The sequence below is a fragment of the Kitasatospora sp. NPDC097691 genome, assembly GCF_040302665.1.
In the GTDB taxonomy this organism is placed as follows: Bacteria; Actinomycetota; Actinomycetes; order Streptomycetales; family Streptomycetaceae; genus Kitasatospora.
Map to the genome: position 1 here is coordinate 84975 of NZ_JBEORY010000008.1, position 24964 is coordinate 109938.

Annotated in this window: 21 protein-coding genes; 4 read left to right on the forward strand and 17 right to left on the reverse strand. The window is 71.9% G+C overall.

Translation table 11 applies throughout. The features are described from left to right. Positions 1–41 precede the first annotated feature (41 nt). Complete coding sequence (locus tag ABTY56_RS08370) at positions 42–725, forward strand: TetR/AcrR family transcriptional regulator (protein WP_350627578.1); 684 nt, start codon at positions 42–44, stop codon at positions 723–725. Between the two features lie 7 nt (positions 726–732). Here ABTY56_RS08370 and ABTY56_RS08375 read toward each other — a convergent pair whose 3' ends face one another. Continuing rightward, the gene (locus tag ABTY56_RS08375; RefSeq protein WP_350627579.1) at positions 733–1788 is read right to left on the reverse strand and encodes a M23 family metallopeptidase; all 1056 of its coding nucleotides are present in this window, start codon (positions 1786–1788) and stop codon (positions 733–735) included. Between the two features lie 375 nt (positions 1789–2163). Here ABTY56_RS08375 and ABTY56_RS08380 point away from each other — a divergent pair, with 375 nt between their 5' ends. Next, positions 2164–3351: a threonine aldolase family protein gene (locus tag ABTY56_RS08380; protein ID WP_350627580.1), complete on the forward strand. Its 1188-nt coding sequence runs from the start codon at positions 2164–2166 to the stop codon at positions 3349–3351. A gap of 167 nt (positions 3352–3518) precedes the next feature. Here the strand turns inward: ABTY56_RS08380 and ABTY56_RS08385 are convergent, their stop codons facing one another. From ABTY56_RS08385 to ABTY56_RS08455, 15 genes are all read right to left on the reverse strand, one after another. Beyond that, the gene (locus ABTY56_RS08385; RefSeq protein WP_350627581.1) at positions 3519–5864 is read right to left on the reverse strand and encodes an immune inhibitor A domain-containing protein; all 2346 of its coding nucleotides are present in this window, start codon (positions 5862–5864) and stop codon (positions 3519–3521) included. A gap of 342 nt (positions 5865–6206) precedes the next feature. Then, the gene (locus ABTY56_RS08390; RefSeq protein ID WP_350627582.1) at positions 6207–8726 is read right to left on the reverse strand and encodes an ATP-dependent Clp protease ATP-binding subunit; all 2520 of its coding nucleotides are present in this window, start codon (positions 8724–8726) and stop codon (positions 6207–6209) included. A gap of 672 nt (positions 8727–9398) precedes the next feature. Next, positions 9399–9749, reverse strand: a complete 351-nt coding sequence (locus tag ABTY56_RS08395; protein ID WP_350627583.1) for a histone-like nucleoid-structuring protein Lsr2 — start codon at positions 9747–9749, stop codon at positions 9399–9401. Positions 9750–9840: 91 nt separating this feature from the next. Beyond that, positions 9841–10377, reverse strand: a complete 537-nt coding sequence (locus tag ABTY56_RS08400) for an amino-acid N-acetyltransferase (protein WP_350627584.1) — start codon at positions 10375–10377, stop codon at positions 9841–9843. Between the two features lie 9 nt (positions 10378–10386). After that, the gene (locus ABTY56_RS08405; RefSeq protein ID WP_350627585.1) at positions 10387–10857 is read right to left on the reverse strand and encodes a BlaI/MecI/CopY family transcriptional regulator; all 471 of its coding nucleotides are present in this window, start codon (positions 10855–10857) and stop codon (positions 10387–10389) included. Positions 10858–11160: 303 nt separating this feature from the next. Further along, on the reverse strand, positions 11161–12717 hold the full coding sequence (gene lysX / locus ABTY56_RS08410; protein WP_350627586.1) for a bifunctional lysylphosphatidylglycerol synthetase/lysine--tRNA ligase LysX: 1557 nt from the start codon (positions 12715–12717) through the stop codon (positions 11161–11163). A gap of 95 nt (positions 12718–12812) precedes the next feature. Continuing rightward, positions 12813–13559: a hypothetical protein gene (locus ABTY56_RS08415; protein ID WP_350627587.1), complete on the reverse strand. Its 747-nt coding sequence runs from the start codon at positions 13557–13559 to the stop codon at positions 12813–12815. A 173-nt stretch (positions 13560–13732) separates the two neighbouring features. Further along, positions 13733–14518, reverse strand: a complete 786-nt coding sequence (locus ABTY56_RS08420; protein ID WP_350627588.1) for a type III pantothenate kinase — start codon at positions 14516–14518, stop codon at positions 13733–13735. 50 nt (positions 14519–14568) lie between these two features. Further along, positions 14569–15540, reverse strand: coding sequence for a carboxylating nicotinate-nucleotide diphosphorylase (gene nadC / locus ABTY56_RS08425; protein WP_350627589.1), 972 nt, complete (start codon positions 15538–15540; stop codon positions 14569–14571). A 4-nt stretch (positions 15541–15544) separates the two neighbouring features. After that, entirely contained in the window at positions 15545–17215 is a 1671-nt protein-coding gene (locus ABTY56_RS08430; RefSeq protein ID WP_350627590.1) for an L-aspartate oxidase, read from the reverse strand. Between the two features lie 15 nt (positions 17216–17230). Further along, entirely contained in the window at positions 17231–17680 is a 450-nt protein-coding gene (gene panD / locus ABTY56_RS08435) for an aspartate 1-decarboxylase (protein WP_350627591.1), read from the reverse strand. 53 nt (positions 17681–17733) lie between these two features. Further along, a complete protein-coding gene (gene panC / locus ABTY56_RS08440) occupies positions 17734–18639 on the reverse strand; it encodes a pantoate--beta-alanine ligase (RefSeq protein ID WP_350627592.1) in 906 nt (301 codons plus the stop codon). Next, on the reverse strand, positions 18639–19502 hold the full coding sequence (locus ABTY56_RS08445; RefSeq protein ID WP_502893056.1) for a Rossmann-like and DUF2520 domain-containing protein: 864 nt from the start codon (positions 19500–19502) through the stop codon (positions 18639–18641). Before ABTY56_RS08445 ends, panC begins: the two co-directional genes overlap by 1 nt. 204 nt (positions 19503–19706) lie before the next feature. Further along, positions 19707–20396 carry a response regulator transcription factor gene (locus tag ABTY56_RS08450; RefSeq protein ID WP_350627594.1) on the reverse strand — a complete coding sequence of 230 codons (690 nt, stop codon included), beginning with the start codon at positions 20394–20396 and terminating at the stop codon, positions 19707–19709. Between the two features lie 28 nt (positions 20397–20424). Then, entirely contained in the window at positions 20425–21657 is a 1233-nt protein-coding gene (locus tag ABTY56_RS08455; RefSeq protein ID WP_350627595.1) for a sensor histidine kinase, read from the reverse strand. Between the two features lie 129 nt (positions 21658–21786). On the opposite strand from ABTY56_RS08455, the gene ABTY56_RS08460 reads away from it, so the two are divergent. Together ABTY56_RS08460 and ABTY56_RS08465 are read left to right on the forward strand one after the other, a co-directional pair. Continuing rightward, on the forward strand, positions 21787–22779 hold the full coding sequence (locus ABTY56_RS08460) for an SAM-dependent methyltransferase (protein WP_350627596.1): 993 nt from the start codon (positions 21787–21789) through the stop codon (positions 22777–22779). A 37-nt stretch (positions 22780–22816) separates the two neighbouring features. Beyond that, complete coding sequence (locus ABTY56_RS08465; protein WP_350627597.1) at positions 22817–23986, forward strand: NADH-quinone oxidoreductase subunit D; 1170 nt, start codon at positions 22817–22819, stop codon at positions 23984–23986. A gap of 1 nt (position 23987) precedes the next feature. Here ABTY56_RS08465 and ABTY56_RS08470 read toward each other — a convergent pair whose 3' ends face one another. Beyond that, a complete protein-coding gene (locus ABTY56_RS08470; RefSeq protein ID WP_502893054.1) occupies positions 23988–24953 on the reverse strand; it encodes a DUF3109 family protein in 966 nt (321 codons plus the stop codon). Between the last annotated feature and the right edge of the window lie 11 nt (positions 24954–24964).

Below are 24964 nucleotides of genomic sequence, written 5' to 3' on the forward strand. Positions count from 1 at the left end.
GGGAGTCCGCAGCAGTCACCGACGCAGTCATGAGGCAGGCCATGGGCACTCCGCACAGCCCCCGCAGCGACACCCGGGCTCGCATCATCGAGGTGTCGCTGGAGCTCTTCTCCGAGCAGGGCTACGAGCAGACCTCACTGCGCGAGATCGCCGACCGCCTGGGTGTGACCAAGGCCGCGCTCTACTACCACTTCAAGACCAAGGACGACATCGTCCTGGGCATCGTCGAGCGGATGGCCGCGCCGATCGACGAGACCATCGAGTGGGGCCGCAAGCAGTCCTGGAGCCCGGAGATGCGCGACGAGCTGATCCGCCGCTTCGCGGACGGGATGGCCGAGCGGGCCCCGCTGCTGCGCTTCTTCCACGAGAACCAGCCCGCGCTGCGCGAGTCCCCGGCCGGGCTGGCCTTCCGCGACCGCATGATCACCATGGTGCAGCTGGTGCACGGGCCGAAGGCGGACTTCCCGGACCGGCTGCGGGCGGCGATGGCGCTGTTCACCGTCCACTCGGCGCTGTTCCTGCTCAAGCAGGACACCGCGGACTGCGGCCACGCCGAGAACGTCTGGGGCGAGCCGCTGGACACGGCGGCCACGCTGGACGACGCGATCCGGGCGGCCCGGGAGATCGCGCTGGAGATCGGCGGCCGGATCAGCCACCCCGCGGCACCGCCCGCCCCGACTCCGGCCCCGCCGGCGCCGCAGGCACCCGCCTCCGCCCGTCCGTGAGGGACGGTCAGAAGTTCGTGACGCCGTGCCCCGCGAGGTACGCGATCGGGTTGACCACCGCGCCGTAGCGGTTGCTGGTGCGGATCTCGAAGTGCAGGTGCGGCCCGGTCGAGTTGCCGGTGCTCCCGGACAGCCCGATCCGCTGGCCCGCCGACACGTGCTGGCCCGCCGAGACCGCGAGCGAGGACATGTGCGCGTACTGCGCGAAGTGCCCGTCCGCGAGCCGCAGCACGACCTCCTTGCCGTACGCGCCGTCCCAACCGGCCGACACCACGGTCGCGTTGCCGACCGCCAGCAGCGGCGTGCCCGGGGAGACCGCGAAGTCCACCCCGGTGTGGTACCCGGCCGCGTACTCGCGGTTGGCCACCCCGTACGGATTGCTGGTCGGCGCGTCCGGCACCGGCGCCGACCACTCGGGGGCGGGGGCAGGGGCGGGCGCGGGGGCGGGCTCCGGTTCGGGCGCCGGCGCGGCGGCCGGCTCCGGCTCCGCAGCCGGGGCAGCCGGGGCGGGCGGATCGGAGGGCAGCAGGTTGGCCGCCACCGCCACGGACTGCTGGGCCGAGGGACCGTCCCCGGACAGCTTGTACGAGCTGGGCCCGGCCACCTGGACCAGTCCCGGCGCGGGCACCTCCGCCTGCGGCGCGGTGAAGGCCGAGCTGCCCGGCGTGGTGGGCCGCACGGTCTGCGCCGAGGCGCTGCCGGGCGCGGCGACCAGCAGGACGCCGGCCAGCAGCGCCGCGGCCGCCCCGACCGAGGCCAGCGCGTGGTCGTGCTCGGCCCGCTGACGGCTGCCCGGCAGGGTGGTGTGCCGGGGCGTGGCGAGCGTGCGCAGTGGCGCGACATGGGTGCGGACGGCGTGGCCCAGCCGGGGCTGCCAGGCCGTGCGCAGTGGCGCGACATGGGTGCGGACGGCGTGGCCCAGCCGGGGCTGCCAGGCCGTGCGCAGTGGCGCGACACGGGTGCGGACGGCATGGCCGAGCCTGGGCTGCCAGGCGGCCGCCTGGGCCGCCGTGCGGGCGGCGAGCCGGCGCAGGGTCGGCCCCACGGGCGGGACGGTGGACATCGGTGGCCGCACCTCACGGGTCGAGACGGGCGCAGCACGACGGGCCCGTCCGGGGCGTCTGCTGAGCGGGGGACCACACAGGTCTAACCGTCACCGGGCGCACTCCCAAACGGTGTGACGTACTACCGCGTGTAGTCGACGCGGCGCCGGATCCGCGAACCGGCGGAGTGACGATCACGGCGTCCGATCGTCCACGGCCGCTTCGGGGCGGCTCGCCGGCCCGCCCGGCCCCGCTACTACCGCGGGTCGTACCGGGTCCCCGGCCTGTGACCAGTACCACCCGCGGCCGGGGTTTGGCGGGCCCGAACCGCCTCCGTCCGAACCGCTTGCGTCCGCACCGATGACCGGTCGGGCCCGCTGCGGGACCATCGACCCATGTATGGCAACAGGAGCGAAGACCCCGACGCCGGTGGCCGCCCGAGCCCGGCGGACCGCCGCTTCGCCGCCCTGCGCGGCTGCGAGCGCATCCTGTCCGGCGTCCGGCCGGCGACCATCCGCGAACGCCTCGCGGACCTGGCCGATCCGCCTCCGGACGGGAAGGGAGCCGCCCCCGATCTGGACGACCGGCCGGACCAGTACGGCGACGGCGTGGTCCGGGCCCTGGAGCTGCGGGTCGCCGGGCTGCTCGGCACCGAGGACGCGGCCTTCTTCCCGACCGGCACGATGGCCCAGCAGGTCGCCCTGCGGATCCACGCCGAGGCCGCCGGGCTGCGCACCGTCGCCACTCACCCGCTGGCCCACACCGACCGGCACGAGCGGCACGCGCTGGGCGTCCTCACCGGCCTGCGCAGCCTCTGGCCGACCGTCGCGCCGCGTCAGCCCACCGCCGAGGAGGTGCGCGCCCTGGACGAGCCGTACGCCGCGCTGAGCCTGGAACTGCCGCTGCGCGACGCCGGGTTCGTGCTGCCCGACTGGGAGCGGCTGCGGGCGCTGGCCGCGGTGGTGCGGGACGAGCACGGCGCGGCGCTGCACCTGGACGGGGCGCGGATCTGGGAGTCCGCGGTCGCGCTCGGCCGCCCGCTGCCGGAGGTCGCCGCCCTGGCCGACTCGGTCTACGTCTCCTTCTACAAGACGCTCGGCGGGATCAGCGGTGCCGCGCTGGCCGGTTCGGCGGGCTTCGTGCGCACCGCCAAGGCCTGGCGCCACCGCTACGGCGGGCAGCTCTTCCAGCAGTGGCCGTTCGCGCTGGCCGCGCTGGCCGGGCTGGAGCGCGAACTGCCGCTGCTGGAGGGGTACGTGGCGCACGCCCGGACGGTCGCCGAGGCGCTGGCCCGGGCCTTCGCCGCCGTCCCCGGCGCCCGGGTGCACCCGGCCCCGCCGCACACCCACCAGTTCCGGCTCTGGCTGCCGTACCCGGCCGAGGAGTTGGAGGAGGTCTCGCTGGAGCAGGCCGAGGAGACCGGGATCGGGCTGTTCGGCGCCTGGCGCGAACGCGAGCTGCCGGGCCTGGCGATGACCGAGGTCACGGTCGCCTCGCCCGCCCTCGACTGGAACGGCTCCGACGTCGAGGTGGCGGCCGCGGCCTTCCTGGACCGGCTGCGGACCCGCGCCGCCCGGTCCTGACGAAGCGTCGGGCCCGGCGATGAACACCGGGCCCGACAAAGGCACCGGGCCCGACGAAAGCACCGGGCCCGACAAAGGCGTCCGGCCCGCCCCCGCGCGGTGCGGGGACGGGCCGGACGTGGTTCCGTCAGAGCTGCCTGGTCACAGGCCGATCGCTACGGGCTCGATCAGTTGTCGACCGGGCGGACCCGGATCCAGGTCTCCAGGTAGTTCGAGGACTCGTTCTCGACCTCGATGCTGGTGCCGGTCTTCGGGACGTCGACACCGCTGTACGGGTTGTCCTTCGACCACCAGGACTTCAGGTCGGAGAACTCGTCGACACCCTTGGACTTCGGGACGACGGTCTCGACGCCGGCCTTGTGCAGGGTCAGCGCCGGGACGCGGCGCGAACCGAAGGTGGAGTCGAAGCCCTGCATGCGCGGACGCATCAGGGTGCCGTCCGACCACTTCATCGCCGCCGGGTGCGAGTCGACCGGCAGGACCAGGCCGTGGCCCGGGTGGGCGCTGACGTTGTTGTCGGTCTGCGACTCGTCCCAGTACCAGATCAGCAGGCCGGGCTGGTACGCGTAGTGCTCGACCCAGCCCGGCTTGTCGGCGAAGCCGAAGTTGTACGGGCCGGTCTTCAGCGTCGCGTCGAACGACACGTACTGCTTGTTCTCCGCGATGTAGTACTGCGCGTAGTCCTTGGTGTACGAGCCGCCGAAGCGGGTGAAGCCGGTGGCGGCCCAGCCGTTGACACCGTTCTCCACGTCGTCGCTGAACACGGTGGCGCCGTCGGCGGTCACCGAGACGTTGTCCACCGCGAAGCCCTTGTAGTGCAGGCCGCCGTCGGTGGTGTTGTGGTAGCGGAACTGGATCTTCTGGCCGGCGTAGGCGTCCAGGTTGAAGGACAGGTCGCCCCAGGTGGCGGCGAGGCCGTTGACGGCCGGGCGGCCGTTCTCCTTCGGGAGCGCGGTGCCGTTCCAGGTGCCGTCCACGACGGTCCAGGTCTTGCCACCGTCGGTGGAGACCTCGCCGAAGGCGTAGTCGAAGTCCGGCTCCAGCTCGTACCAGGCCTTGGCGTTGATGCTGGCCTTGGTCTTGCCGGTCAGGTCGACGTCACGGGTGAGCGTGACGTTCAGGTTGTCGGCGCTGCCGCTCCACCACTCGTTGCCGCCCGCGAACGGCTTGTTGATGTCGGTGGTGATGCTCTTCTTCGGCAGGTCGACGAGGAGCGCCTGCGGCAGGTTGGTGTTGTACTCGACCGGGCCGATGTGGTGCGTCGACTCGGTGCCCGCCTTGGCGCGGTCGACCTTCAGCCAACCGAGCTGGTACTTGCTCCAGGCGTCGAGGTCGTTCGGCATGTCGCCGATGCTGTTCTTGCCCTCGCCGAGCCAGGAACCGGAGGACATCAGCGACCAGAAGCCGACCGAGTTGTCGATGCCCTTGCCGGCGGTGTCGTAGAGGTCCGGCAGACCGAGGTCGTGGCCGTACTCGTGGGCGAAGACGCCGAGGCCGCCGTTCTCCGGCTGCATCGTGTAGTCGCCGATCCAGAGGCCGGAGTTGCCGACCTGCACGCCGCCGAGCTTGTTGCCCTCGGGGCCGGCCTGGCCCGTCAGGTTGCCGTAGACGTACGAGCGGTGCGCCCACAGGGCCTTGGTGCCCTGCTTGCCGCCACCGGCCGACTTGTCCTCACCGGCGTGCACGATCTGGAAGTGATCGATGTACCCGTCGGGCTGGTTGAAGTTGCCGTCGTGGTGCGAGCCGTAGCGGTCCCACTGGTCGTACTGGGCCAGCGTCGCCTTGATCTGGGCGTCGGTCTGACCCTTCGCCAGCTGGTCCTTGTACCAGATGTCCACGGCGTCGCGGATCAGGTCCTGGGCGCTGGCGCAGACGTTGGAGCCGCAGTAGTCGGAGCCGTACCGGGCCTCGTTCCACGGCACCCGGACCCAGTCCGAGACCACGCCGTCGACCGAGTAGCGGCCCGAGGACTGCTTCTCGTAGAAGGTCTTCAGCGAGGGCTTGTCCTTGGAGAAGTACAGGTCCTGGTAGTGCTGCTGGTTGTAGTCGGCCTGCCAGGCGGTCGAGTTGTTGGTGGCAGGGTCCGGCGCAGCGATCTCGTTGTGCTTCGGGCCGGCCTCGCCACCGTACTTGACCTTGCCGTCGGCGGTCTTGGTGGTGTTGTCGACCTGGTCGCCGAAGTCGACGAGGATCGTGAAGATCTTGTCCGTGCGCTCACGGGCGAGCTCGACGTACTTGTCCTTGCCGAGCTTCACGCTGGTGCTGCCGTTGTGCTGCTCGACCTGGGCCGTGCCGTTGAGCAGCTGCTCGGTGGCGGCCTTGTGCTGGGCCTCCTCCTTGGCGGTCAGCGGACCCGGGATGTTGTGCTCGGTGTTCTGGACGGCCTCGGCCGGGTCCTTCGGCGCGGGGGCCGAGCCGGCCGCGACCGCGGTGCTCGGGAACAGGCCCGCGCCGAGCGTGACTATGACCGCCGCGGCAGTCGCAGCCGCAGCGGTTCTCCTGGTGTTCTTCAACGTTGTGACGTCCTCCCCGACCGGGGCCAGCTCATGGCCAAAGCCCGGCAAACCAAAATGAAAGACAGGTGGACGTCATTTGATACAAGCGTGCATAAAAAAGATAGACCTTGACCATGACATGGTCACGGCGCTATGCTCCGCGACTCCCCATCAGCTGACCATCTGTCAACCGTATGTTCGTTAAACCTGGCTGAGAAATCGACCGCATCCGTACGAACCAGCACGGAAGCCGCCCGTCCGGGCGCGCGGCGAGACCCGCTCCGGCGGGGCGGAACGCACCGAGCCCCCGGCGTTCAGGCCGGGGGCTCGGTTGCTGTGAAGTTGTCTGTTAAAAGTTGGCTACTTCGTCAGGTCCGGACCGGACGAGGCGACCGCGGCCGGGGTGTCCGCGACGGCCGACTTCTCCTCGCCGCGGAAGGTGAACTTGGCCTCCTTGCCCTCACCGTCGACGTCGACGACGACGATGTGGCCGGCCCGCAGCTCACCGAAGAGGATCTTCTCGGAGAGGTGGTCCTCGATCTCGCGCTGGATGGTGCGGCGCAGCGGACGGGCACCCAGGATCGGGTCGTAGCCGCGCTTGGCCAGCAGCTTCTTGGCCTCGACGCTGAGCTCCAGGCCCATGTCCTTGTCCTTGAGCCGCTCGTCCACCTTGTCGATCATGAGGTCGACGATCTGGATGATGTCGTCCTCGGACAGCTGGTGGAACACCACGATGTCGTCGACACGGTTCAGGAACTCGGGGCGGAAGTGCTGCTTGAGCTCCTCGCCGACCTTCGCCTTCATCCGCTCGTACCCGGTCTGGGTGTCACCCGTGGCCGCGAAGCCGAGGTTGAAGCCCTTGGAGATGTCCCGGGTGCCGAGGTTGGTCGTCATGATGATGACGGTGTTCTTGAAGTCGACCACGCGGCCCTGGGAGTCGGTCAGACGACCGTCCTCCAGGATCTGCAGCAGCGAGTTGAAGATGTCCGGGTGGGCCTTCTCGACCTCGTCGAAGAGGACGACCGAGAACGGCTTGCGGCGGACCTTCTCGGTCAGCTGGCCGCCCTCCTCGTAGCCCACGTACCCGGGCGGGGAGCCGAACAGCCGGGAGACGGTGTGCTTCTCGGAGAACTCGGACATGTCGAGCGCGATCAGCGCGTCCTCGTCGCCGAAGAGGAACTCGGCGAGCGTCTTGGACAGCTCGGTCTTACCGACACCGGACGGGCCGGCGAAGATGAACGAACCGCCGGGGCGCTTCGGGTCCTTGAGGCCCGCACGGGTGCGCCGGATGGCCTGGGAGAGCGCCTTGATGGCGTCCTTCTGGCCGATGACGCGCTTGTGCAGCTCGTCCTCCATGCGCAGCAGGCGGGAGGTCTCCTCCTCGGTCAGCTTGAAGACCGGGATGCCGGTGGCGGTGGCCAGGACCTCGGCGATGAGCTCCTCGTTGACCTCCGCGACGACGTCCATGTCGCCGGCCTTCCACTCCTTCTCGCGCTTGGCCTTGGCCTGCAGGAGCTGCTTCTCGTCGTCGCGCAGGGACGCGGCCTTCTCGAAGTCCTGCGCGTCGATCGCGCTCTCCTTCTCGCGGCGCACGTCGGCGATCTTCTCGTCGAACTCGCGCAGGTCCGGCGGCGCGGTCATCCGGCGGATGCGCATCCGGGAACCGGCCTCGTCGATCAGGTCGATCGCCTTGTCCGGCAGGAAGCGGTCCGAGATGTACCGGTCGGCCAGGGTGGCGGCGGCGACCAGGGCGGCGTCCGTGATGGAGACCCGGTGGTGGGCCTCGTAGCGGTCGCGCAGACCCTTGAGGATCTCGATGGTGTGCGGCAGCGACGGCTCCGCGACCTGGATCGGCTGGAAGCGGCGCTCCAGCGCGGCGTCCTTCTCCAGGTGCTTGCGGTACTCGTCCAGGGTGGTGGCACCGATGGTCTGCAGCTCGCCGCGGGCCAGCATCGGCTTGAGGATGCTGGCGGCGTCGATGGCGCCCTCGGCGGCGCCCGCGCCGACCAGGGTGTGCAGCTCGTCGATGAACAGGATGATGTCGCCGCGGGTGCGGATCTCCTTGAGCACCTTCTTCAGGCGCTCCTCGAAGTCACCGCGGTAGCGCGAGCCGGCCACCAGGGCGCCCAGGTCCAGCGTGTAGAGCTGCTTGTCCTTGAGCGTCTCCGGGACCTCGCCCTTGACGATCGCCTGCGCCAGGCCCTCGACCACGGCGGTCTTGCCGACGCCGGGCTCACCGATCAGCACCGGGTTGTTCTTGGTGCGGCGGGACAGCACCTGCATGACCCGCTCGATCTCCTTCTCGCGCCCGATGACCGGGTCGAGCTTGGCCTCGCGGGCGGCCTGGGTGAGGTTGCGGCCGAACTGGTCCAGGACCAGCGAGGTCGACGGGGTGCCCTCGGCGGGCCCGCCGGCCGTGGCCGACTCCTTGCCGCCGCTGGTCTGGTAGCCGGAGAGCAGCTGGATGACCTGCTGGCGCACCCGGTTGAGGTCGGCACCCAGCTTGACCAGGACCTGGGCGGCGACGCCCTCGCCCTCGCGGATCAGGCCGAGCAGGATGTGCTCGGTGCCGATGTAGTTGTGGCCGAGCTGAAGGGCCTCTCGGAGCGACAGCTCCAGGACCTTCTTCGCCCGGGGCGTGAAGGGAATGTGACCGGACGGGGCCTGCTGGCCCTGGCCGATGATCTCCTCGACCTGCTGGCGAACGGCCTCAAGAGAAATCCCGAGGCTCTCCAGGGCCTTGGCGGCGACGCCCTCGCCCTCGTGGATCAGACCCAGGAGGATGTGCTCGGTGCCGATGTAGTTGTGGTTGAGCATCCGGGCTTCTTCCTGAGCCAGGACGACAACCCGCCGCGCGCGGTCGGTGAACCTCTCGAACATCGTTTATCGCTCCTCAGAGCGGTCGGGCAGTTCGGGGTCCGTCCCCGCCCTGTCCTTCCGCATGCTAGTCCCGCTCAGCGGCGCGGCCCACGGATTCACTCCCCGGTAGAGGAGAGAGATGCTGCGCGACCAGCCGACACCAATCCCAACCTGATGCTGGGAAACGGTGTTCCCACTGGTGGGCCGGATGCACCGGAATCCGCTACGCCATCGGCGAACAAGCGCCGCCGGGGCGCGGCCGGACCTCTCCGGCCGGTCGCGCATACTGCCCCTGGACGGGTCCGAGAACCCGTCCACCTGCATTCATACCCGGTATCGGGGCGCTTCTCGCGCAGTTTCCGCGGTGGCGGTGTTCGCCTGGCGAGAAGTCGGGCCGCGGTGACGGTGGTTCAACGGCGGCCCGGATGGTCGGTACGCCATCCCGGTGGTGTCCGCGTTACCGCTTCGCCCCTACAGCGTTGCACAGCTCGTGATTGTTCCGCCGCCCGAGCCCGTACCCCGGACGCCTCGCGGCAGCGGTGGCGCCGTGGCCGTCCGGACACGCGCCGCGGTCGTCCGGGTACGCGCCGCGGGGCGCGGAGGAGACTCCTCCGCGCCCCGCGCGTGTGTCGTCGGTGCCGCGCGCGGCAGCCGGGGCCCCGCACCCGCTCCGGTGTGCCGGCGGCGCCGGGGTCAGGACGCGTTGGCCTTGTCGTAGGCCTCGCGGACCGTGCTCGGCACGCGGCCGCGGTCGTTGACGTCCATGCCCTGCTCCTTGGCCCACGCGCGGACCTTCGCGGTGTCCGGAGCGCTGCCGGAGGGGCGCTGGGCCGAGGTGCGGCCCGGGCGGCGGGCGCCGGCGAGCCGGCCGCTCTGCTTGCGGCCCTTCTCCACGTACGGCGCCAGCAGACCGCGGAGCTTGTCCGCGTTGGCGCTCTTCAGGTCGATCTCGTAGGCAACGCCGTCGAGCGCGAACGTCACCGTCTCGTCCGCCGAACCACCGTCGAGATCGTCTTCAAGAATGACCTGCACCCTCTGTGCCACGGGCTTCCCTTTCCGCTAAACGACCCATTGCCTAAGGAAAGGAAAGCGCTTTTCTCCGGAAAACACAAACCCTTGACCCGGGCGGAGCCGGTCAGAGGTGCAGCAGCATGCGCGAGTTGCCCAGTGTGTTGGGCTTCACCCGCTCCAGGTCGAGGAACTCGGCGACGCCTTCATCGTACGAGCGGAGGAGTTCTTCATAGACATCCGTAGCGATCGCCGCCGGGTCTGTCGTACCATCATCGGTTTCCTGGACCTCCCCGATCTCGACGAAACCGTGTTTCGCGAAGAACGGGACCTCGAACGTCAAGCAGAAAATCCGACGGACGCCGAGCCAGCGAGCCGTCTGCACCAGCTTCTCCAGCAGCAGATGCCCGATGCCGAACCCCTGGCAGACCGGATCGACCGCGAGTGTCCTGACCTCGGCGAGGTCCTCCCACATCACGTGCAGGGCGCCGCAGGCCACCACCGCGCCGTTGTCGTCGCGTTCCGCGACCCAGAACTCCTGGACGGATTCGAACAGTGTGACAGTGGGCTTGTCCAGCAGAATGCCGTCGCGCGAGTAGGCGTCGATGAGCCTGCGTACTGCCCGCACGTCCGTGGTCCGTGCGCGGCGGATGGTGACCTCCATGGCGGGACGTTATCGCGTCGCCCCGGGTGCGGTCCCACCGGTATCCGGTCCGCGGGTATCCGCTTCGGCGGTATCCGGGCCGTCCGCCGGCGCGGAATCCGCCCCCGGCGGATCGGGCGGGAACAGAGCGGCGACCCGCAACGCGTCCCGCAGCGCCTCGCGTTGCTCGGGCGACATCAGGCCGAAGAAGTGCACCAGGGCGGCCGCCGGATTGTCACTGGTGGCCCAGGCGTCGTTCATCAGGGCCGCCGTGTACGCCTCACGCGAGGAGACGGGTTCATATCGATAGGCCCGGCCGACCCGCTCGCGGCGCAGCCAGCCCTTTCTGTGGAGCTTGTCCAGGACGGTCATCACCGTGGTGTACGCGATTTCGCGTTCCGACTGCAGATCCAGGAGAACCTCGCGAACCGTCACCGGTCGGTTCCACTGCCACACCCGGGTCATGATGGCGTTCTCAAGTTCGCCGAGTTGCCGGACCATAGTGCGGCCAGGATAGGGAGTGAATGGGGCAAATCTTGTGAAGTGCGCCAAACCGGCGCGCCGCCACCCCCGGGATTCGGGAATGGCGGCGCGCGTGTCGTTCGGGGCGGCTGACGGCGTCAGTCGCGGGCTCCCCGCGGGTCGTCCGGGGCCCGGGGACGGTCCGGGGCCCCGGGGGATCAGTCGAAGTCTTCCTTGGCCTTCCGGCTCCCGCCCTGGCTGCGGATGATGGCCCGCACCAGGAACCCGAAGCCGATCGCCATGACCAGCGGCGGCACGATCGCGCTGACGTAGTCCATCAGGTCACTCCTCCTCGGTCTTCTCCGCCGTCGCGGCGGCAGCCTTCGGCTCCGGCTTCACCAGCGGGAAGAGCACGGTCTCCCGGATGTTCTTGCCGGTCAGCAGCATGATCAGGCGGTCCACGCCGAGGCCGAGGCCACCGGTCGGGGGCATCGCGTACTCCAGCGCGCGCAGGAAGTCCTCGTCCACCTGCATCGCCTCGACGTCGCCGCCGGCCGCCAGCAGGGACTGGGCGGTGAGGCGGGCGCGCTGCTCGACCGGGTCGACCAGCTCCGAGTAGGCGGTGCCGATCTCGGTGCCGAAGATCACCAGGTCCCACTTCTCGGCCACGCCCGGGATCGAGCGGTGCTCGCGGGTCAGCGGGGAGACCTCGGTCGGGTAGTCCTTGATGAAGGTCGGCCGGACGGCGTTCTCCTCCAGCAGGCGCTCGACCATCTCCAGCACGATCTGACCGTGGCCCCACTCCTTCTCGAACGGGATGCCGTGCTCGGCGGCCAGCTTGCGCAGCTCCTCGACGGTGGTCTCCGGGGTGACCTCGACGCCCAGGTGCGCGGAGATGCCCGGGTAGACGCTGACCTCCGCCCACGGCTCGGCCAGGTCGATCTCGTGCTCGACGCCGTGCGCGTCCACGCCCTTGATCACCGTGGTGCCCAGCGCGTCCCGGGCCGCGTTGACGATCGTCGCCCGGATCAGCTCGGCCTGGGTGTCGTAGTCGCCGTAGGCCTCGTACGACTCCAGCGAGGTGAACTCCGGGTTGTGGGTGGAGTCCGCGCCCTCGTTGCGGAAGTTGCGGTTGATCTCGAAGACCTTCTCGGCGCCGCCGACCACCAGCCGCTTGAGGTACAGCTCGGGGGCGATGCGCATGTAGAGGTCGATGTCGTACGCGTTGATGTGCGTCTTGAACGGACGGGCGTTGGCGCCGCCGTGCACCGGCTGCAGCATCGGGGTCTCGACCTCGATGTAGCCGCGGTCCTCGTAGGTGCGGCGGATCGAGCGGACCACGCGGCTGCGCAGGTGCAGGATCTCGCGGGCCTCGGGGTTGACGATCAGGTCCACGTAGCGCTGGCGGACCCGGGCCTCCGGGTCGGTCAGGCCCTTGTGCTTGTCCGGCAGCGGGCGCAGGCACTTGGCGGTGAGCTCCCAGCGGTCCACCATCACGGACAGCTCGCCGCGCTTGGAGGTGATCACCTCGCCCTCGACGCCGACCTGGTCACCGAGGTCGATGTCGGACTTCCAGGCCGCCAGCCGCTCCGCGCCCAGCTTGTCCAGGGAGAACATCACCTGCAGGTCGCCGGTGCCGTCGCGCAGGGTGGCGAAGCACAGCTTGCCACCGGTGCGGGAGAGGATCACCCGGCCGGTGATGCCGACCCGCTCGCCGGTGGCGGTGTCCGGCTCCAGGTCGGGGTGCTTGGCACGCAGGTCCACGATGGTGCTGGTGCGGGGGAATCCGACCGGGTACGGGTCGACACCGGCCGCCCGGAGCCGGTCCAGCTTCTCGCGCCGGACGCGCATCTGCTCGGGAAGGTCGTCGGTCGCGGGAACAAGGCTCTGATCGCTCACCCCACAAGGGTAGCCAGCCGTACACCGTGCTCCGCGACCGGATTGCGCGTGAGGGGAGACCGCGGCGGCGGTCTCCCCTCACGGGCCCGGGCGGTTCAGCCGGTGCCGGTGGCGAGCTCGATCTCCTCGGGGGCCTCCTCGGCGGGCGGGGCGGGCCTGGCCGGGGGCTTGGGGCGGCGGCCGAAGAGCTCGGCCGGAGTGGGCATCCGGTGCGGACGGGGCGGGGTCTTCGGGGCGGGCTCGGCGGGCTGCTCCGGGCGGGAGTCGGTGCTGCTCATGGTGGTCCGTCCTCCTACAGGGGTGGGGTGACTGCTGGGGGGTGCGGCGGGGCTCGGTACGGCCACCAGGTGGCGCGGCTGGCCGGTGGCGAGGGCGAGGCGTTCGCGGACGGCGGCCTCGGCCAGCGCGTGGCAGCGCCCGGCCAGCCGCGAGCGGCGCGAGCGCTCGCCCTGGCCGCAGGGCTGACGCGTCAGCCCGCGCAGCGCGGTGAGGTCCTCCGGCCCGGGCAGGTAGCCGTCGGACACCGCCTCCTCCAGCCGCTCCAGGTAGCCGGGCGCGCTGCCGGGCAGGGCGGTGCGGTAGCGGCCGAGGTCGGCGAGCAGGAAGGCGCGCAGTCGGCCGCCCTCCTGGACGGCCTCGTCGATCGCCTCGGTCAGGCGCAGGGCGTCCTGGACGTCCTCCGCCCAGAGCTCGGCGCCCGGCCCGGCGAGCGCCGGCCGGTCGGGACCCTGGAAGTGGACGGGAACGGCGGGGTGCAGGGCTTGGGCGAGGGCTCGGCGCAGCACGCGGACTTCGTCGGCGCTGAAGGCCATGCCGCCGCGCGATCCGTGTGGCGTAGGCATGGGCTGACACTACGTGAGGAATATCCGATTTGTCGGTAGCGTCGCGCCGAAGTCCGCACGATCGGCCCGCTGGAGAAACCTTTCGCCACGCCCGTGGCGCTGCCCCGCGCGCACCTGGTCATCCATGTGACGGGGCGGCGCGAGGCGGCGGCGGACAGGACGGAACCGGACGGTCAGCTCGGCCGGTTGCGCTCGTAGACCAGACGCAGGCCGATGAGGGTCAGCCAGGGCTCGTGGACGTCGATGGTGGTGGCCTCGCCGAGGACGAGGGTGGCGAGGCCGCCGGTGGCGATCACCTGGACGTCGTCCGGGTCCTTGGCGAGCTCGCGGGCCATCCGGTCGACCAGGCCGTCGACCTGGCCGGCGAACCCGTAGAGGATGCCCGACTGCATGCCCTCGACGGTGTTCTTGCCGATCACGTTGCGCGGGCGGGCCAGCTCGATCTTGCGCAGCTGGGCGCCGCGGACGCCGAGCGCCTCGACGGAGATCTCGATGCCGGGGGCGATCGCGCCGCCCACGTAGTCGCCGCGGGCGTTGACGGCGTCGAAGGTGGTCGCGGTGCCGAAGTCGACCACGATGCACGGGCCGCCGTACAGGTGGTTGGCGGCCAGCGCGTTGACGATCCGGTCGGCGCCGACCTCCTTGGGGTTGTCCATCAGGACGTGCACCCCGGTCTTCACGCCGGGCTCCACGATCACCGCGGGGACGTCGCCGTAGTAGCGGCGGGTCACCTCGCGGAGCTCGTGGAGCACGGCGGGAACGGACGAGCAGATCGCCAGGCCCTCCACCGAGGCCTCCCGGACCGCGGTGTGGTTGCCCATCAACCCCTGCAGCAGCACGGCCAGTTCATCGGCCGTGCGGCGCGGATCGGTGGAGATCCGCCAGTGTTCCACCACGTCCTCGCCGTCGAACAGGCCGAGCGTGGTCTGGGTGTTGCCGACGTCGATGGTGAGGAGCATGGGGCGCTTTCTGCGAGTCGGGACGGTCTGCTCTGCTCTGCTCCTGACGGTCAGGCGCGCAGGTCCAGGCCGATGTCCAGGATCGGCGAGGAGTGCGTGAGCGCGCCCACGGCCAGGTAGTCGACACCAGTCTGGGCGACCTCGCGCGCGCCGGCCAGGGTCAGTCCGCCGGAGGCCTCCAGCTTCGCCCGGCCGGCCACCAGGGCGACGGCCTCCTTCAGCTGCCCCACGGTGAAGTTGTCCAGCAGGATCAGGTCGGCACCGGCCTCCAGGACGGGCGCGATCTGCTCGATCTCGTCCACCTCGACCTCGACCGGCAGCTCCGGGTACGCGGCCCGGACGGCCCGGAAGGCCTCGGCCACGCCGCCGGCCGCGACCACGTGGTTGTCCTTCACCAGGGCGGCGTCGGACAGCGCCATCCGGTGGTTGGCGCCGCCGCCGCAGCGCACCGCGAACTTCTCCAGCGCGCGCAGGCCCGGGGTGGTCTTGCGGGTGTCCCGGACGACGGCGCCGGTGCCCTCCAGGGCGTCCGCCCAGGCGCGGGTCGCGGTGGCGATGCCGGACAGGTGGCAGAGCAGGTTGAGCGCGCTGCGCTCGGCGGTCAGCAGGTCGCGGGTGCGGGAGCGGACCGAGAGCAGCACCTGGCCGGCCTCGACCCGGTCGCCGTCCTCGACGTGCCGCTCGACCTCGAACTCCTCCTCGCAGATCAGCGAGACGACCGCCTCGGCGATCCGCAGGCCGGCCACCACGCCGGCCTGACGGGCGGTGAAGTCGGCGGTGGCGACGGCGTCGGCGGGCACCGTGGCCACCGAGGTGACGTCCTCGCCGCCGGCCAGGTCCTCGGCCAGCGCGAGGGTGGCGATGTCCTCGACCTCGACCGGGTCCAGCCCGGCCTGCTCCAGCAGCTCGGCCAGCTGCGGGTCCAGGCCGGTCTCGTAGCCCTCGCCGTCCCCGCAGGCGCAACCGTCGCCGCAGCCGCCGCCCTGGTCAGCCAGGGGGAGTTCCTCGTGGGAGTGGGTCATGGTTCTACTGCTCCTCAGGGGTGCTGACGGGACCGCCGGTGGCGGCGAGGGTGGTGATCAGGTGGCGCCGCCAGTGGGCGTCGTCGCGCTCGGGGAAGTCCTGGCGCCAGTGGCAGCCGCGGGTCTCCTCGCGCTGCGCGGCGGCCGCGACCAGTGCGGTGGCGACCAGCAGCAGGTTGGCGGCCTCCCAGGTCTCCACCCGGGGGTCGGCCGGCTTCTCCTCGGCGACGTGCGCGTACGCCGACTCGGAGATCAGGGCGAGCCCGGCCGCGGTGTCGGCCATCGAGGCGGCCGAGCGCAGCACGCCCGCGCCGCGCGACATCAGCCGCTGGACGTCGGCCCGCGACTCGGACGGTGGCAGCGGGACGGGGTGCGCGGCCCGCGCGGCGTCGACGTCCACGGTGCGCTCGGGCAGCTCGCCGGCCCGGTGCCGCCCCGTCAGGTCGGCCGCGATCCGCTCGGCGAACACCAGGCCCTCCAGCAGCGAGTTGGAGGCCAGCCGGTTGGCGCCGTGCACCCCGGTGCAGGCGACCTCGCCGCAGGCGTACAGGCCGGGGACGCTGGTGCGGCCGTGCCGGTCGGTGCGGATGCCGCCGGACGCGTAGTGCGCGGCCGGGGCGACCGGGATCGGCTCGGTGACCGGGTCGATCCCGTGCGCGCGGCAGGAGGCCAGGATGGTCGGGAAGCGCTGCTCCCACATCTCGGCGCCGAAGTGCCGCCCGTCCAGGTACATGTGCTCGGCGCCCTGCTCCTGCATGCGCCGGGTGATCGCCTTGGCGACGATGTCGCGCGGGGCCAGTTCGGCCAGCTCGTGCTGCCCGAGCATGAAGCGGGTGCCGGCGGCGTCCACCAGGTGCGCGCCCTCGCCGCGGACGGCCTCGGAGACCAGCGGCTGCTGGCCCTCGGCCTCCGGGCCGAGCCAGAGCACGGTCGGGTGGAACTGGACGAACTCCAGGTCGGTGACGGCGGCGCCGGCCCGCAGTGCGAGCGCCACGCCGTCGCCGGTGGAGACCGCAGGGTTGGTGGTGGCGGAGAAGACCTGGCCCATGCCGCCGGTGGCGAGCACCACCGCGCGGGCCCGGACGGCGCCGACGCCGTCACGCTGGCCCTCGCCCATCACGTGCAGGGTGAGCCCGGCGGCGTGGCCGTCGGCGTCGGTGAGCAGGTCGAGGACGAGCGCGTGCTCGATCAGCTCGATGTCCGGGTCGGTGCGGACGGCGGCGACCAGGGCCCGCGATATCTCGGCACCGGTGGCGTCCCCGCCGGCGTGCGCGATCCGGCGGCGGTGGTGGCCGCCCTCGCGGGTCAGCAGGATCTCGCCGTCCTCGCCGCGGTCGAAGGCGGCGCCGACCGCGATCAGCCGGCGGACGGCGTCCGGGCCCTCGGTGACCAGGGTGCGCACGGCCTCCTCGTCACAGAGCCCGGCGCCGGCCACCAGCGTGTCGTCCAGGTGCTGCTCGGGGGTGTCCCCCTCGCCCAGGGCGGCCGCGATGCCGCCCTGGGCCCAGCGGGTGGAGCCGTCGTCCAGCATCGCCTTGGTGACCACCATGGCCCGCAGGCCTGCCTTGCGGACGTTGAGTGCGACGGTGAGGCCGGCGACCCCGGAACCGACCACCACCACGTCGGTGGTGGCGGTCCAGCCGGGGGCCGGGGCGGTGAGGCGGTGCATGGACATGGGTCGGTGGCTCCTTCAGCGCGAGGCGGCGTCGGCCGCGCCGTTGCCGCCACCGTACGCCGCGTCGCCGCGGAGCAGTCCGGTGCCCTCCCGGGCTTCCGCCGGGTCCCCGCCCAGGCCGGTGATCCGGTTCCGCTCGTCCACGAAGACGATCTTCGGCTCGTAGCCCTTGGCCTCGGCCGTGTCCATCTGCCCGTAGGCGATGAGTATGACCAGGTCGCCGGGGTGGACCAGACGGGCGGCGGCGCCGTTGATGCCGATGACGCCGGAGCCGCGCGGGCCGGCGATGGTGTACGTCTCCAGCCGGGCGCCGTTGTTGATGTCGACGATGTGGACCAGCTCCCCGGGGAGCAGGTCGGCGGCGTCGAGCAGGTCCTCGTCCACCGTGACGGAGCCGACGTAGTGCAGGTCGGCCTGGGTCACGGTGGCCCGGTGGATCTTGGACTTGAGCATGGTGCGGAGCATTGCGGGTCACGCCTCCTGTGAGTGCATGCCTGAGGGGGTCGGAACTGCCGGAACTACCGGACGATGATGCGGACGTTGTCGATCAGACGGGTCGAGCCCACCGTCGCGGCGACGGCCAGCACCGCCTCGCCCTGGAAGTCGTCCGCCGCCTCGGAGAAGTCGTGCGGGTCGATCAGGGCGAGGTAGTCGGGGGTGACGCCCTCGGCAGCGTCCAGGACGGCCGAGGCGGCCTCGCGGACGGCCTTCGGGCCCTGCGCGGCGACGTCCCGGCCGGCGAACAGGGCCTCGGAGAGCGCGAGGGCGCGGGTGCGCTCCTCCTCGGAGAGGTAGCGGTTGCGCGAGGACAGCGCCAGGCCGTCCTCCTCGCGGGCGGTCGGCACGCCGACGATCTCGACGTCGAAGTCCAGGTCGGCGACCATCCGCCGGATGACCGCCAGCTGCTGGGCGTCCTTCTCGCCGAAGAAGGCGAAGTCCGGGTCGGTGATGTGCAGCAGCTTGGCGACCACGGTCAGCACGCCGTCGAAGTGCCCGGGGCGGGTGGCGCCCTCGAAGCGCTCGCCCATCGGGCCCGCCACCAGGCGCACCTGAGGCTCGCCGTTCGGGTAGACCTCCTCGACGGACGGCGCGAAGACCACGTCGGCGCCGTTCTCCTCGGCCAGCTTCACATCGGCGTCGAGGGTGCGCGGGTAGCGGTCCAGGTCCTCGTCCGCGCCGAACTGCAGCGGGTTGACGAAGACCGTCACCGCGACCCGGCCGTCCCGGCCGACCTGCTTGCGGGCGGCCCGGATCAGCGCGGCGTGGCCCTCGTGCAGCGCGCCCATGGTCATCACCACGGCGTTGTCCACCGGCTGCTCGTCCGGCCAGAACGCGGCCTCGAAGTCGTCCACGGTGCGGGTGACGACGGCCCGGTGGACCTTCGGCGTCCGCTGGGGCTTGTTCGGCTGCTTGCCGCGTGCCATTAGCGCGTCTCCTCGTTCAGTACGTCCAGCAGCGCCGCCGCCGACGTTTCGTCGATCGTTCCGTTGGCGAGCGCCCGCTGTGCGGTGGCGCGGGCCATCGCGCGGTAGGCCGCCGGGATGTCGGGGGACACCGTACTGAGCTGCGCCAGGTGGCGCCGCACGGTGCCCGAGTCGCCCCGGGCGACCGGGCCGGTGAGGGCCGCGTCGCCGGAGCGCAGGCTGTTGTCCAGGGCGGCCCCCAGCAGCGGGCCGAGCATCCGGCCCGGCTCGGCGACGCCCGCCGTGCGCAGCAGCTCCATCGCCTGGGCGACCAGGGTGACCAGGTGGTTCGCGCCGTGCGCGAGGGCCGTGTGGTAGAGCGGGCGGACCTCCTCGGGCACCCACTCGGGCTCGCCGCCCATCTCCACCACCAGCGCCTCGGCGACCGGCCGCAGCTCCTCGGGGGCGGTCACGCCGAAGGGGCAGCCGGCCAGCCGGGCCAGGTCGACCGAGGTGCCGGTGAAGGTCATCGCCGGGTGCAGGGCCAGCGGCAGCGCCCCGGCCCGGGTGGCGGGCTCCAGGACGGCCACGCCGTGCGCGCCGGAGGTGTGCACGACCAGCTGGCCCGGGCGCACGGCGCCGGTGGCGGCCAGCCCGGCCACCAGGTCGGCCAGCGCGTCGTCCGGGACGGTCAGCAGGACCAGGTCGGCGGCGGCCAGCACCTGCGGCGGGGTGACGATCCGCACCCCCGGCAGCAGCGCCTCGGCGCGGCGGCGGGAGGTGGCGGAGACCCCCGACGCGGCGACCACGGTGTGCCCGGCGAGCTGCAGCGCGGCGCCCAGCGCAGGGCCGACGCGGCCGGTGCCGACCACGCCGACGGCCAGCCGGGCCGGGCGGTTGCCGGGATCACGGGGATCCCCGAAAGCGGGGTCGCCGAGACCGTCGGCGAACGGGGCGAACTCGCCGGAGCCGGCGAAGTCGGACGGATCCACGCATCCACCCTTGTCCTGAATGACCGTTCCGGTCCACTCGTCGGGTACCGGACGTACCGCCCCAGTCTACGGTCGGCGCCGGGCCGCCAGGGAGACTCAGTCGGTGGCCCCGGCCCGGATCAGCCCGGCCTCGTACGCCAGCACCACGGCCTGGACCCGGTCGCGCAGGTTGAGCTTGGCCAGGATCCGGCCGACGTGGGTCTTCACGGTCGCCTCGGAGAGCACCAGCCGGGCCGCGATCTCACCGTTCGACAGGCCCTGGGCGACCAGCAGGAACACCTCGCGCTCGCGCTCGGTCAGCGGGCCGAGGACGTTCGAGCCGGGCGCGCTCTGCGGGGTGGGCAGCACCTCGGCGAAGCGGTCGATCATCCGGCGGGTGGTGGTCGGGGCCACCACGGCGTCCCCGCCGTGCACCGCGCGGATCGCGGCCACCAGCTCGGTCGGCGGAACATCCTTGAGCAGGAAGCCGCTGGCGCCGGCCTTGAGCGCGGCGAAGGCGTACTCGTCCAGGTCGAAGGTGGTGAGGATCAGCACGTGCGGGGCGCCCGGCAGCGGGCTGCCGTCCTCGGCCAGGCAGATCCGGCGGGTCGCCTGCACACCGTCCAGGCGCGGCATCCGGACGTCCATCAGGATCACGTCCACCTTGGTGTGCCGCAGCTGCTCCACGGCCTGCGCGCCGTCGCCCGCCTCGGCGGCGATCTCGATGTCGCCCTGCGACTGCAGGATCATCCGGAACCCGGTGCGCAGCAGTTCCTGGTCGTCGACGAGCATCACGCGGATGGTCAAGGTGGCTCCTAGAAAGGGGGGCGGAGGATCAGTGTGCGGCCTTCAGCGGCAGGACGGCGCGGATCCGGAAACCCCCGCCGGGGCGCGGGCCCACGTCGAGGCTGCCGCTGACCATGCCGACCCGCTCGCGCATGCCGATCAGGCCGTGGCCGAGGCCGTCCGTGCCGCCGGAGGCCAGCTGTTCGTCGGTGCTGCCGCGCCCGTCGTCCTCCACCAGCACGGCCAGCTCGCGCTCGCCGAAGTCGACCGCGACCCGGGCGTGCACATCGGGGCCGCCGTGCTTGCGGACGTTGGTGAGCGCCTCTTGGACGATCCGGTAGACCGTCAGCTCGACCCCGCGCGGCAGCTCGCGCGGGTGCCCGGAGGTCGCGTAGTCCACCTGCAGCCCGGCGGTGCGGACCTGCTCCAGCAGCTCCGGCAGCTCCTCCACCCCCGGCTGCGGCACGTACTCCTCGGCGGTGGTGTCGGAGGTGCGCAGCACGCCCAGCAGCCGGCGCATCTCGACCAGCGCCTGGCGGCCGGTCGAGGCGATCGTGCCGAGCGCCTCCTTCGCCTGCTGCGGGGAGTTGTCGAGGACGTACGCGGCGCCGTCGGCCTGGACGATCATCACCGAGACGTTGTGCGCGACCACGTCGTGCAGCTCGCGGGCGATCCGGGCCCGCTCGGCGGCGACCGCCACCTTGGCCTGGGCGTCCCGCTCGCGCTCCAGCCGGGCGGCGCGGTCCTCCAGCTCGGTCAGGTAGGCGCGGCGCACCCTGGTCAGCCGGCCCCAGGCCCAGCACAGGATGAACGGGGTGCTCATCAGCAGCATGATCAGTGCTGCCTCGCCCAGGCTGTACGAGCGGGAGACGTAGTGGCCGGGGCCCTCGCGGACCGTCTTCACCGGGTGCATCTGCCAGAACACCAGTGGCCCGGCGGCCAGCCCGGCGGTCAGCGCCAGCCGGGAGGTCCACTTCTGGCCGAAGGCGGCACCGGTGTAGGCGAAGACCAGGTAGGCGATCGAGGAGCCGCCCGGCTCGACGTCGGCGAGCACCTGGCTGACGCCCAGGCCGGTGGCGGCAGCCACGGTGACGTCGGGGTAGCGACGCCGGAAGACCATCAGCGCGGGCAGCACCAGCGCGACCAGGACGTCCGCGCCGAAGCGCCAGCCGCCGTCGGGGATGTTGTCGTTCGGCACCAGGCCGATGAAGAGCACCATCGCCGCCCAGGCGGAGTCGACCACCATGGGGTGACGGCGGAGCCAGGCGTTGAGTCGATGCACGTGTCCAGCGTAGGCAGTCGCTCCGTGTGTCCAGGTCCGCCGGTAGGGCGATCCGTCCTACTCCGTAGGTCGGAGAAGCACCCGCTCCGAGTGGGAGGGCCCTCCGACCGCCGGGTAGCGTCCCGCCCCATGACTTGGATGCGGTGGGCGCCCGCCATGGAACAGGCCCTGTACGACCCCGACCGCGGCTTCTACCGCAGGCCGGAGGGCCCCGCCGGGCACTTCCGGACCTCCGTGCACGCCTCGCCGAGGTTCGCCCGTGCGGTGGCCCGGCTGCTCCTTGAGGTTGACGCGGCCCTCGGTCGTCCGGAGGAGCTGGCCTTCGTGGACGTGGGGGCCGGGCGGGGGGAACTGCTGACCGGTGTGCTGGCCGAGCTGCCCGCCGGGGTGCTGGCGCGGCTGCGCCCGTACGGCGTGGAGATCGCCCGGCGCCCGGCCGGGCTTCCGTCCACAGTCCTGTGGACGGACGAGCTGCCGCAGGGCGTGACCGGGCTGCTGTTCGCCAACGAGTGGCTGGACAACGTGCCGCTGGACGCCGGCGAGGTGGACGAGGACGGGGTGCTGCGCTACGTCGAGGTGGACACCGCGACCGGCGCGGTGCGGCCGGGCGCGGAGGTGTCGGAGACGGACGCGGCCTGGGCCGAGCGCTGGTGGCCAGTCACGGAGCCCGGGGAGGTGGTGGAGTTCGGCGGATCCCGGGACGCCGCCTGGGCGCGGGCCGTCGCCGGGCTGGAGCGCGGGCTGGCCGTCGCGGTCGACTACGGGCACACGGCGGGGCGGCGGCCGCCCTTCGGCACCGTCACCGGCTTCCGGGACGGCCGGGAGGTCGCCCCGGTGCCGGACGGCTCCTGCGACGTCACCGCGCACGTGGCCCTGGACGCCGTCGCCGCACCCGGTCTCCACAGCCTGTGGACGACGCAGCGCGAGGCCCTGCGCGCGCTCGGCGTGAGCGGCGGCCGCCCGCCGCTCGCCCTCGCCTCCACCGACCCGGCGGGCTACCTGCGGGCGCTGAGCGGCGCGGGGGAGGGAGCCGAGCTGACCGACCCGAACGGGCTGGGCGGATTCGGGTGGCTGGTCCAGGCCGTCCGGATGTCACCCCTTGAGATCTTCGAGGGGCTCTGAGCTCGGAGTCCCTGCCGGGATGGCAGACTCTGGGGGCATGAGGGAGACCACGGTCGGCATCGGGGCGGGAGCCGAGAACTTCACCGGCGAGGCGGGCACCACCGACATGGTGCTCAACATCGGCCCGCAGCACCCGGCCACGCACGGCGTGCTGCGGCTGCGCCTGCTGCTCGACGGCGAGCGCATCATCACCGCCGAGCCGGTGATCGGCTACATGCACCGGGGCGCGGAGAAGCTGTTCGAGGCCCGTGACTACCGGCAGATCATCATGCTGGCCAACCGGCACGACTGGCTCTCCGCCTTCTCCAACGAACTCGGCGTCGTCCTCGGCGTCGAGCGGATGCTCGGCATGGAGGTCCCCGAGCGGGCGGTGTGGATCCGCACCCTGCTCGCCGAGCTCAACCGGGTGCTCAACCACCTGATGTTCCTCGGCTCCTACCCGCTGGAGCTGGGCGGGATCACCCCGATCTTCCACGCCTTCACCGGGCGCGAGGACCTCCAGCACGTGCTGGAGGAAGCCTCCGGCGGTCGGATGCACTACATGTTCAACCGGGTCGGCGGCCTCAAGGAGGACCTCCCGGCCGGCTGGCTCGGCCGGGTCCGCACCGCCGTCGCGACCGTCCGCTCGCAGATGCCCGTCTTCGAGGAGCTCGTCCTCGGCAACGAGATCTTCCGCGCCCGCACCGCCGGCGTCGGCGTCCTCACCCGGGCACAGGCCGAGGCTTACGGCGTCAGCGGCCCGATCGCCCGCGCCAGCGGCCTCGACCTCGACCTGCGCCGCGACGAGCCCTACCTGGCGTACGGCTCCGAGGAACTGCGGCAGGTGCTCACCGTGGTCACCCGCGAGGAGGGCGACTGCCTGGCCCGCTTCGAGTGCCTGCTGGAGCAGACCCTCAACGCGCTCGACCTCGCCGACGCCTGCCTCGACAAGATCGCCACCCTGGCCCCCGGCCCGGTCAACCAGCGGCTGCCCAAGGTGCTCAAGGCACCCGAGGGCAGCACCTACGCGTGGACCGAGAACCCGCTCGGGATCAACGGCTACTACCTGGTCTCGCGCGGCGACAAGACGCCGTGGCGGCTCAAGCTGCGCTCGGCGTCCTTCAACAACATCCAGGCGCTGACCGAGCTGCTGCCGGGGACGCTGGTCGCGGACATGGTGGCGATCCTGGGGTCGATGTTCTTCGTGGTCGGCGACATCGACAAGTAGGTCAGTCCTTCTTCTTGGCCTTCGTGGTGGGGCCGGCCTTGGAGGACGGGGCCTTGGAGGACGGGGCCTTCGTGGTGGAGGCCTTCGTCGTGGAGGCCTTCGTGGTGGGGTCGGCCGGGTGCGGGGCGACCTTGCGGTCCCCCTTGGTGGCGATCCGCTCCTCACAGAGGCGGGCCAGCACGTCGTACCCGGCCTTGCCCATCAGCTCGGTGAGCTCGGGGCGGTAGCTCACGTACACCGGCTCCGCGCCCTGGTGGGCCGCCGGGGCGCCGGTGCACCACCAGTGCAGGTCGTGGCCGCCCGGGCCCCAGCCGCGGCGGTCGTACTCGCCGATCGAGACCTGCAGGTAGCGGCTGTCGTCCGGGCGGTCGATCCAGTCGTAGGTGCGGCGGATCGGCAGCTGCCAGCAGACGTCCGGCTTGGTCTCCAGCGGCTCGCGGCCCTCCTTGAGCGCGAGCGCGTGCAGGGCGCAGCCGGCGCCGCCCGCGAAGTCCGGGCTGTTCACGAAGATGCAGGCGCCGTTGACCCGGCGGGTCTGGCGGTCGCCGTCCTCGTCCAGCATGGTGATGCCGCCGTCGGAGACGAGCCCGCCCTTGGCGTCGGTGCCCTCGGCGAAGTTCTCCCACAGCTCGGGGGTCAGCCGCGCCGCGTGGCCCAGGACGCGCTTCTCGTCGTCCTCGTCCGAGTAGTGCGCGCCCAGCGTGCAGCACCCGTCCGACTCGCCGCGGCCCTCGCGGATGCCGTGGCAGCCCTGGCCGAAGACACAGGACCAGCGGGAGGTAAGCCAGGTGAGATCGCAGCGGAAGACCTGCTCCTCGTCGGCGGGGTCGGCGAACTCGACCCAGGCGCGCGGGAAGTCGAGCGGGACCTCGTCGCGCGGGATCTCGCGGCGCAGGGTCGGCATCGCGAGGTCGACGGGGGCGGGGGAGGCCTTGGCCTTCTTCTTGGACGTTTCTGCTGGTGCCACCCGGCAAGGGT

Bases quoted from the DNA above. Each gene is read 5' to 3' on its own strand.
- ABTY56_RS08370 (WP_350627578.1), top strand. From the start codon at position 42: ATGGGCACTCCGCACAGCCCCCGCAGCGACACCCGGGCTCGCATCATC.
- ABTY56_RS08375 (WP_350627579.1), bottom strand. From the start codon at position 1,788: ATGTCCACCGTCCCGCCCGTGGGGCCGACCCTGCGCCGGCTCGCCGCC.
- ABTY56_RS08380 (WP_350627580.1), top strand. From the start codon at position 2,164: ATGTATGGCAACAGGAGCGAAGACCCCGACGCCGGTGGCCGCCCGAGC.
- ABTY56_RS08390 (WP_350627582.1), bottom strand. From the start codon at position 8,726: ATGTTCGAGAGGTTCACCGACCGCGCGCGGCGGGTTGTCGTCCTGGCT.
- ABTY56_RS08400 (WP_350627584.1), bottom strand. From the start codon at position 10,377: ATGGAGGTCACCATCCGCCGCGCACGGACCACGGACGTGCGGGCAGTA.
- ABTY56_RS08405 (WP_350627585.1), bottom strand. From the start codon at position 10,857: ATGGTCCGGCAACTCGGCGAACTTGAGAACGCCATCATGACCCGGGTG.
- ABTY56_RS08415 (WP_350627587.1), bottom strand. From the start codon at position 13,559: ATGCCTACGCCACACGGATCGCGCGGCGGCATGGCCTTCAGCGCCGAC.
- ABTY56_RS08420 (WP_350627588.1), bottom strand. From the start codon at position 14,518: ATGCTCCTCACCATCGACGTCGGCAACACCCAGACCACGCTCGGCCTG.
- nadC (WP_350627589.1), bottom strand. From the start codon at position 15,540: ATGACCCACTCCCACGAGGAACTCCCCCTGGCTGACCAGGGCGGCGGC.
- ABTY56_RS08430 (WP_350627590.1), bottom strand. From the start codon at position 17,215: ATGTCCATGCACCGCCTCACCGCCCCGGCCCCCGGCTGGACCGCCACC.
- panD (WP_350627591.1), bottom strand. From the start codon at position 17,680: ATGCTCCGCACCATGCTCAAGTCCAAGATCCACCGGGCCACCGTGACC.
- panC (WP_350627592.1), bottom strand. From the start codon at position 18,639: ATGGCACGCGGCAAGCAGCCGAACAAGCCCCAGCGGACGCCGAAGGTC.
- ABTY56_RS08460 (WP_350627596.1), top strand. From the start codon at position 21,787: ATGACTTGGATGCGGTGGGCGCCCGCCATGGAACAGGCCCTGTACGAC.
- ABTY56_RS08465 (WP_350627597.1), top strand. From the start codon at position 22,817: ATGAGGGAGACCACGGTCGGCATCGGGGCGGGAGCCGAGAACTTCACC.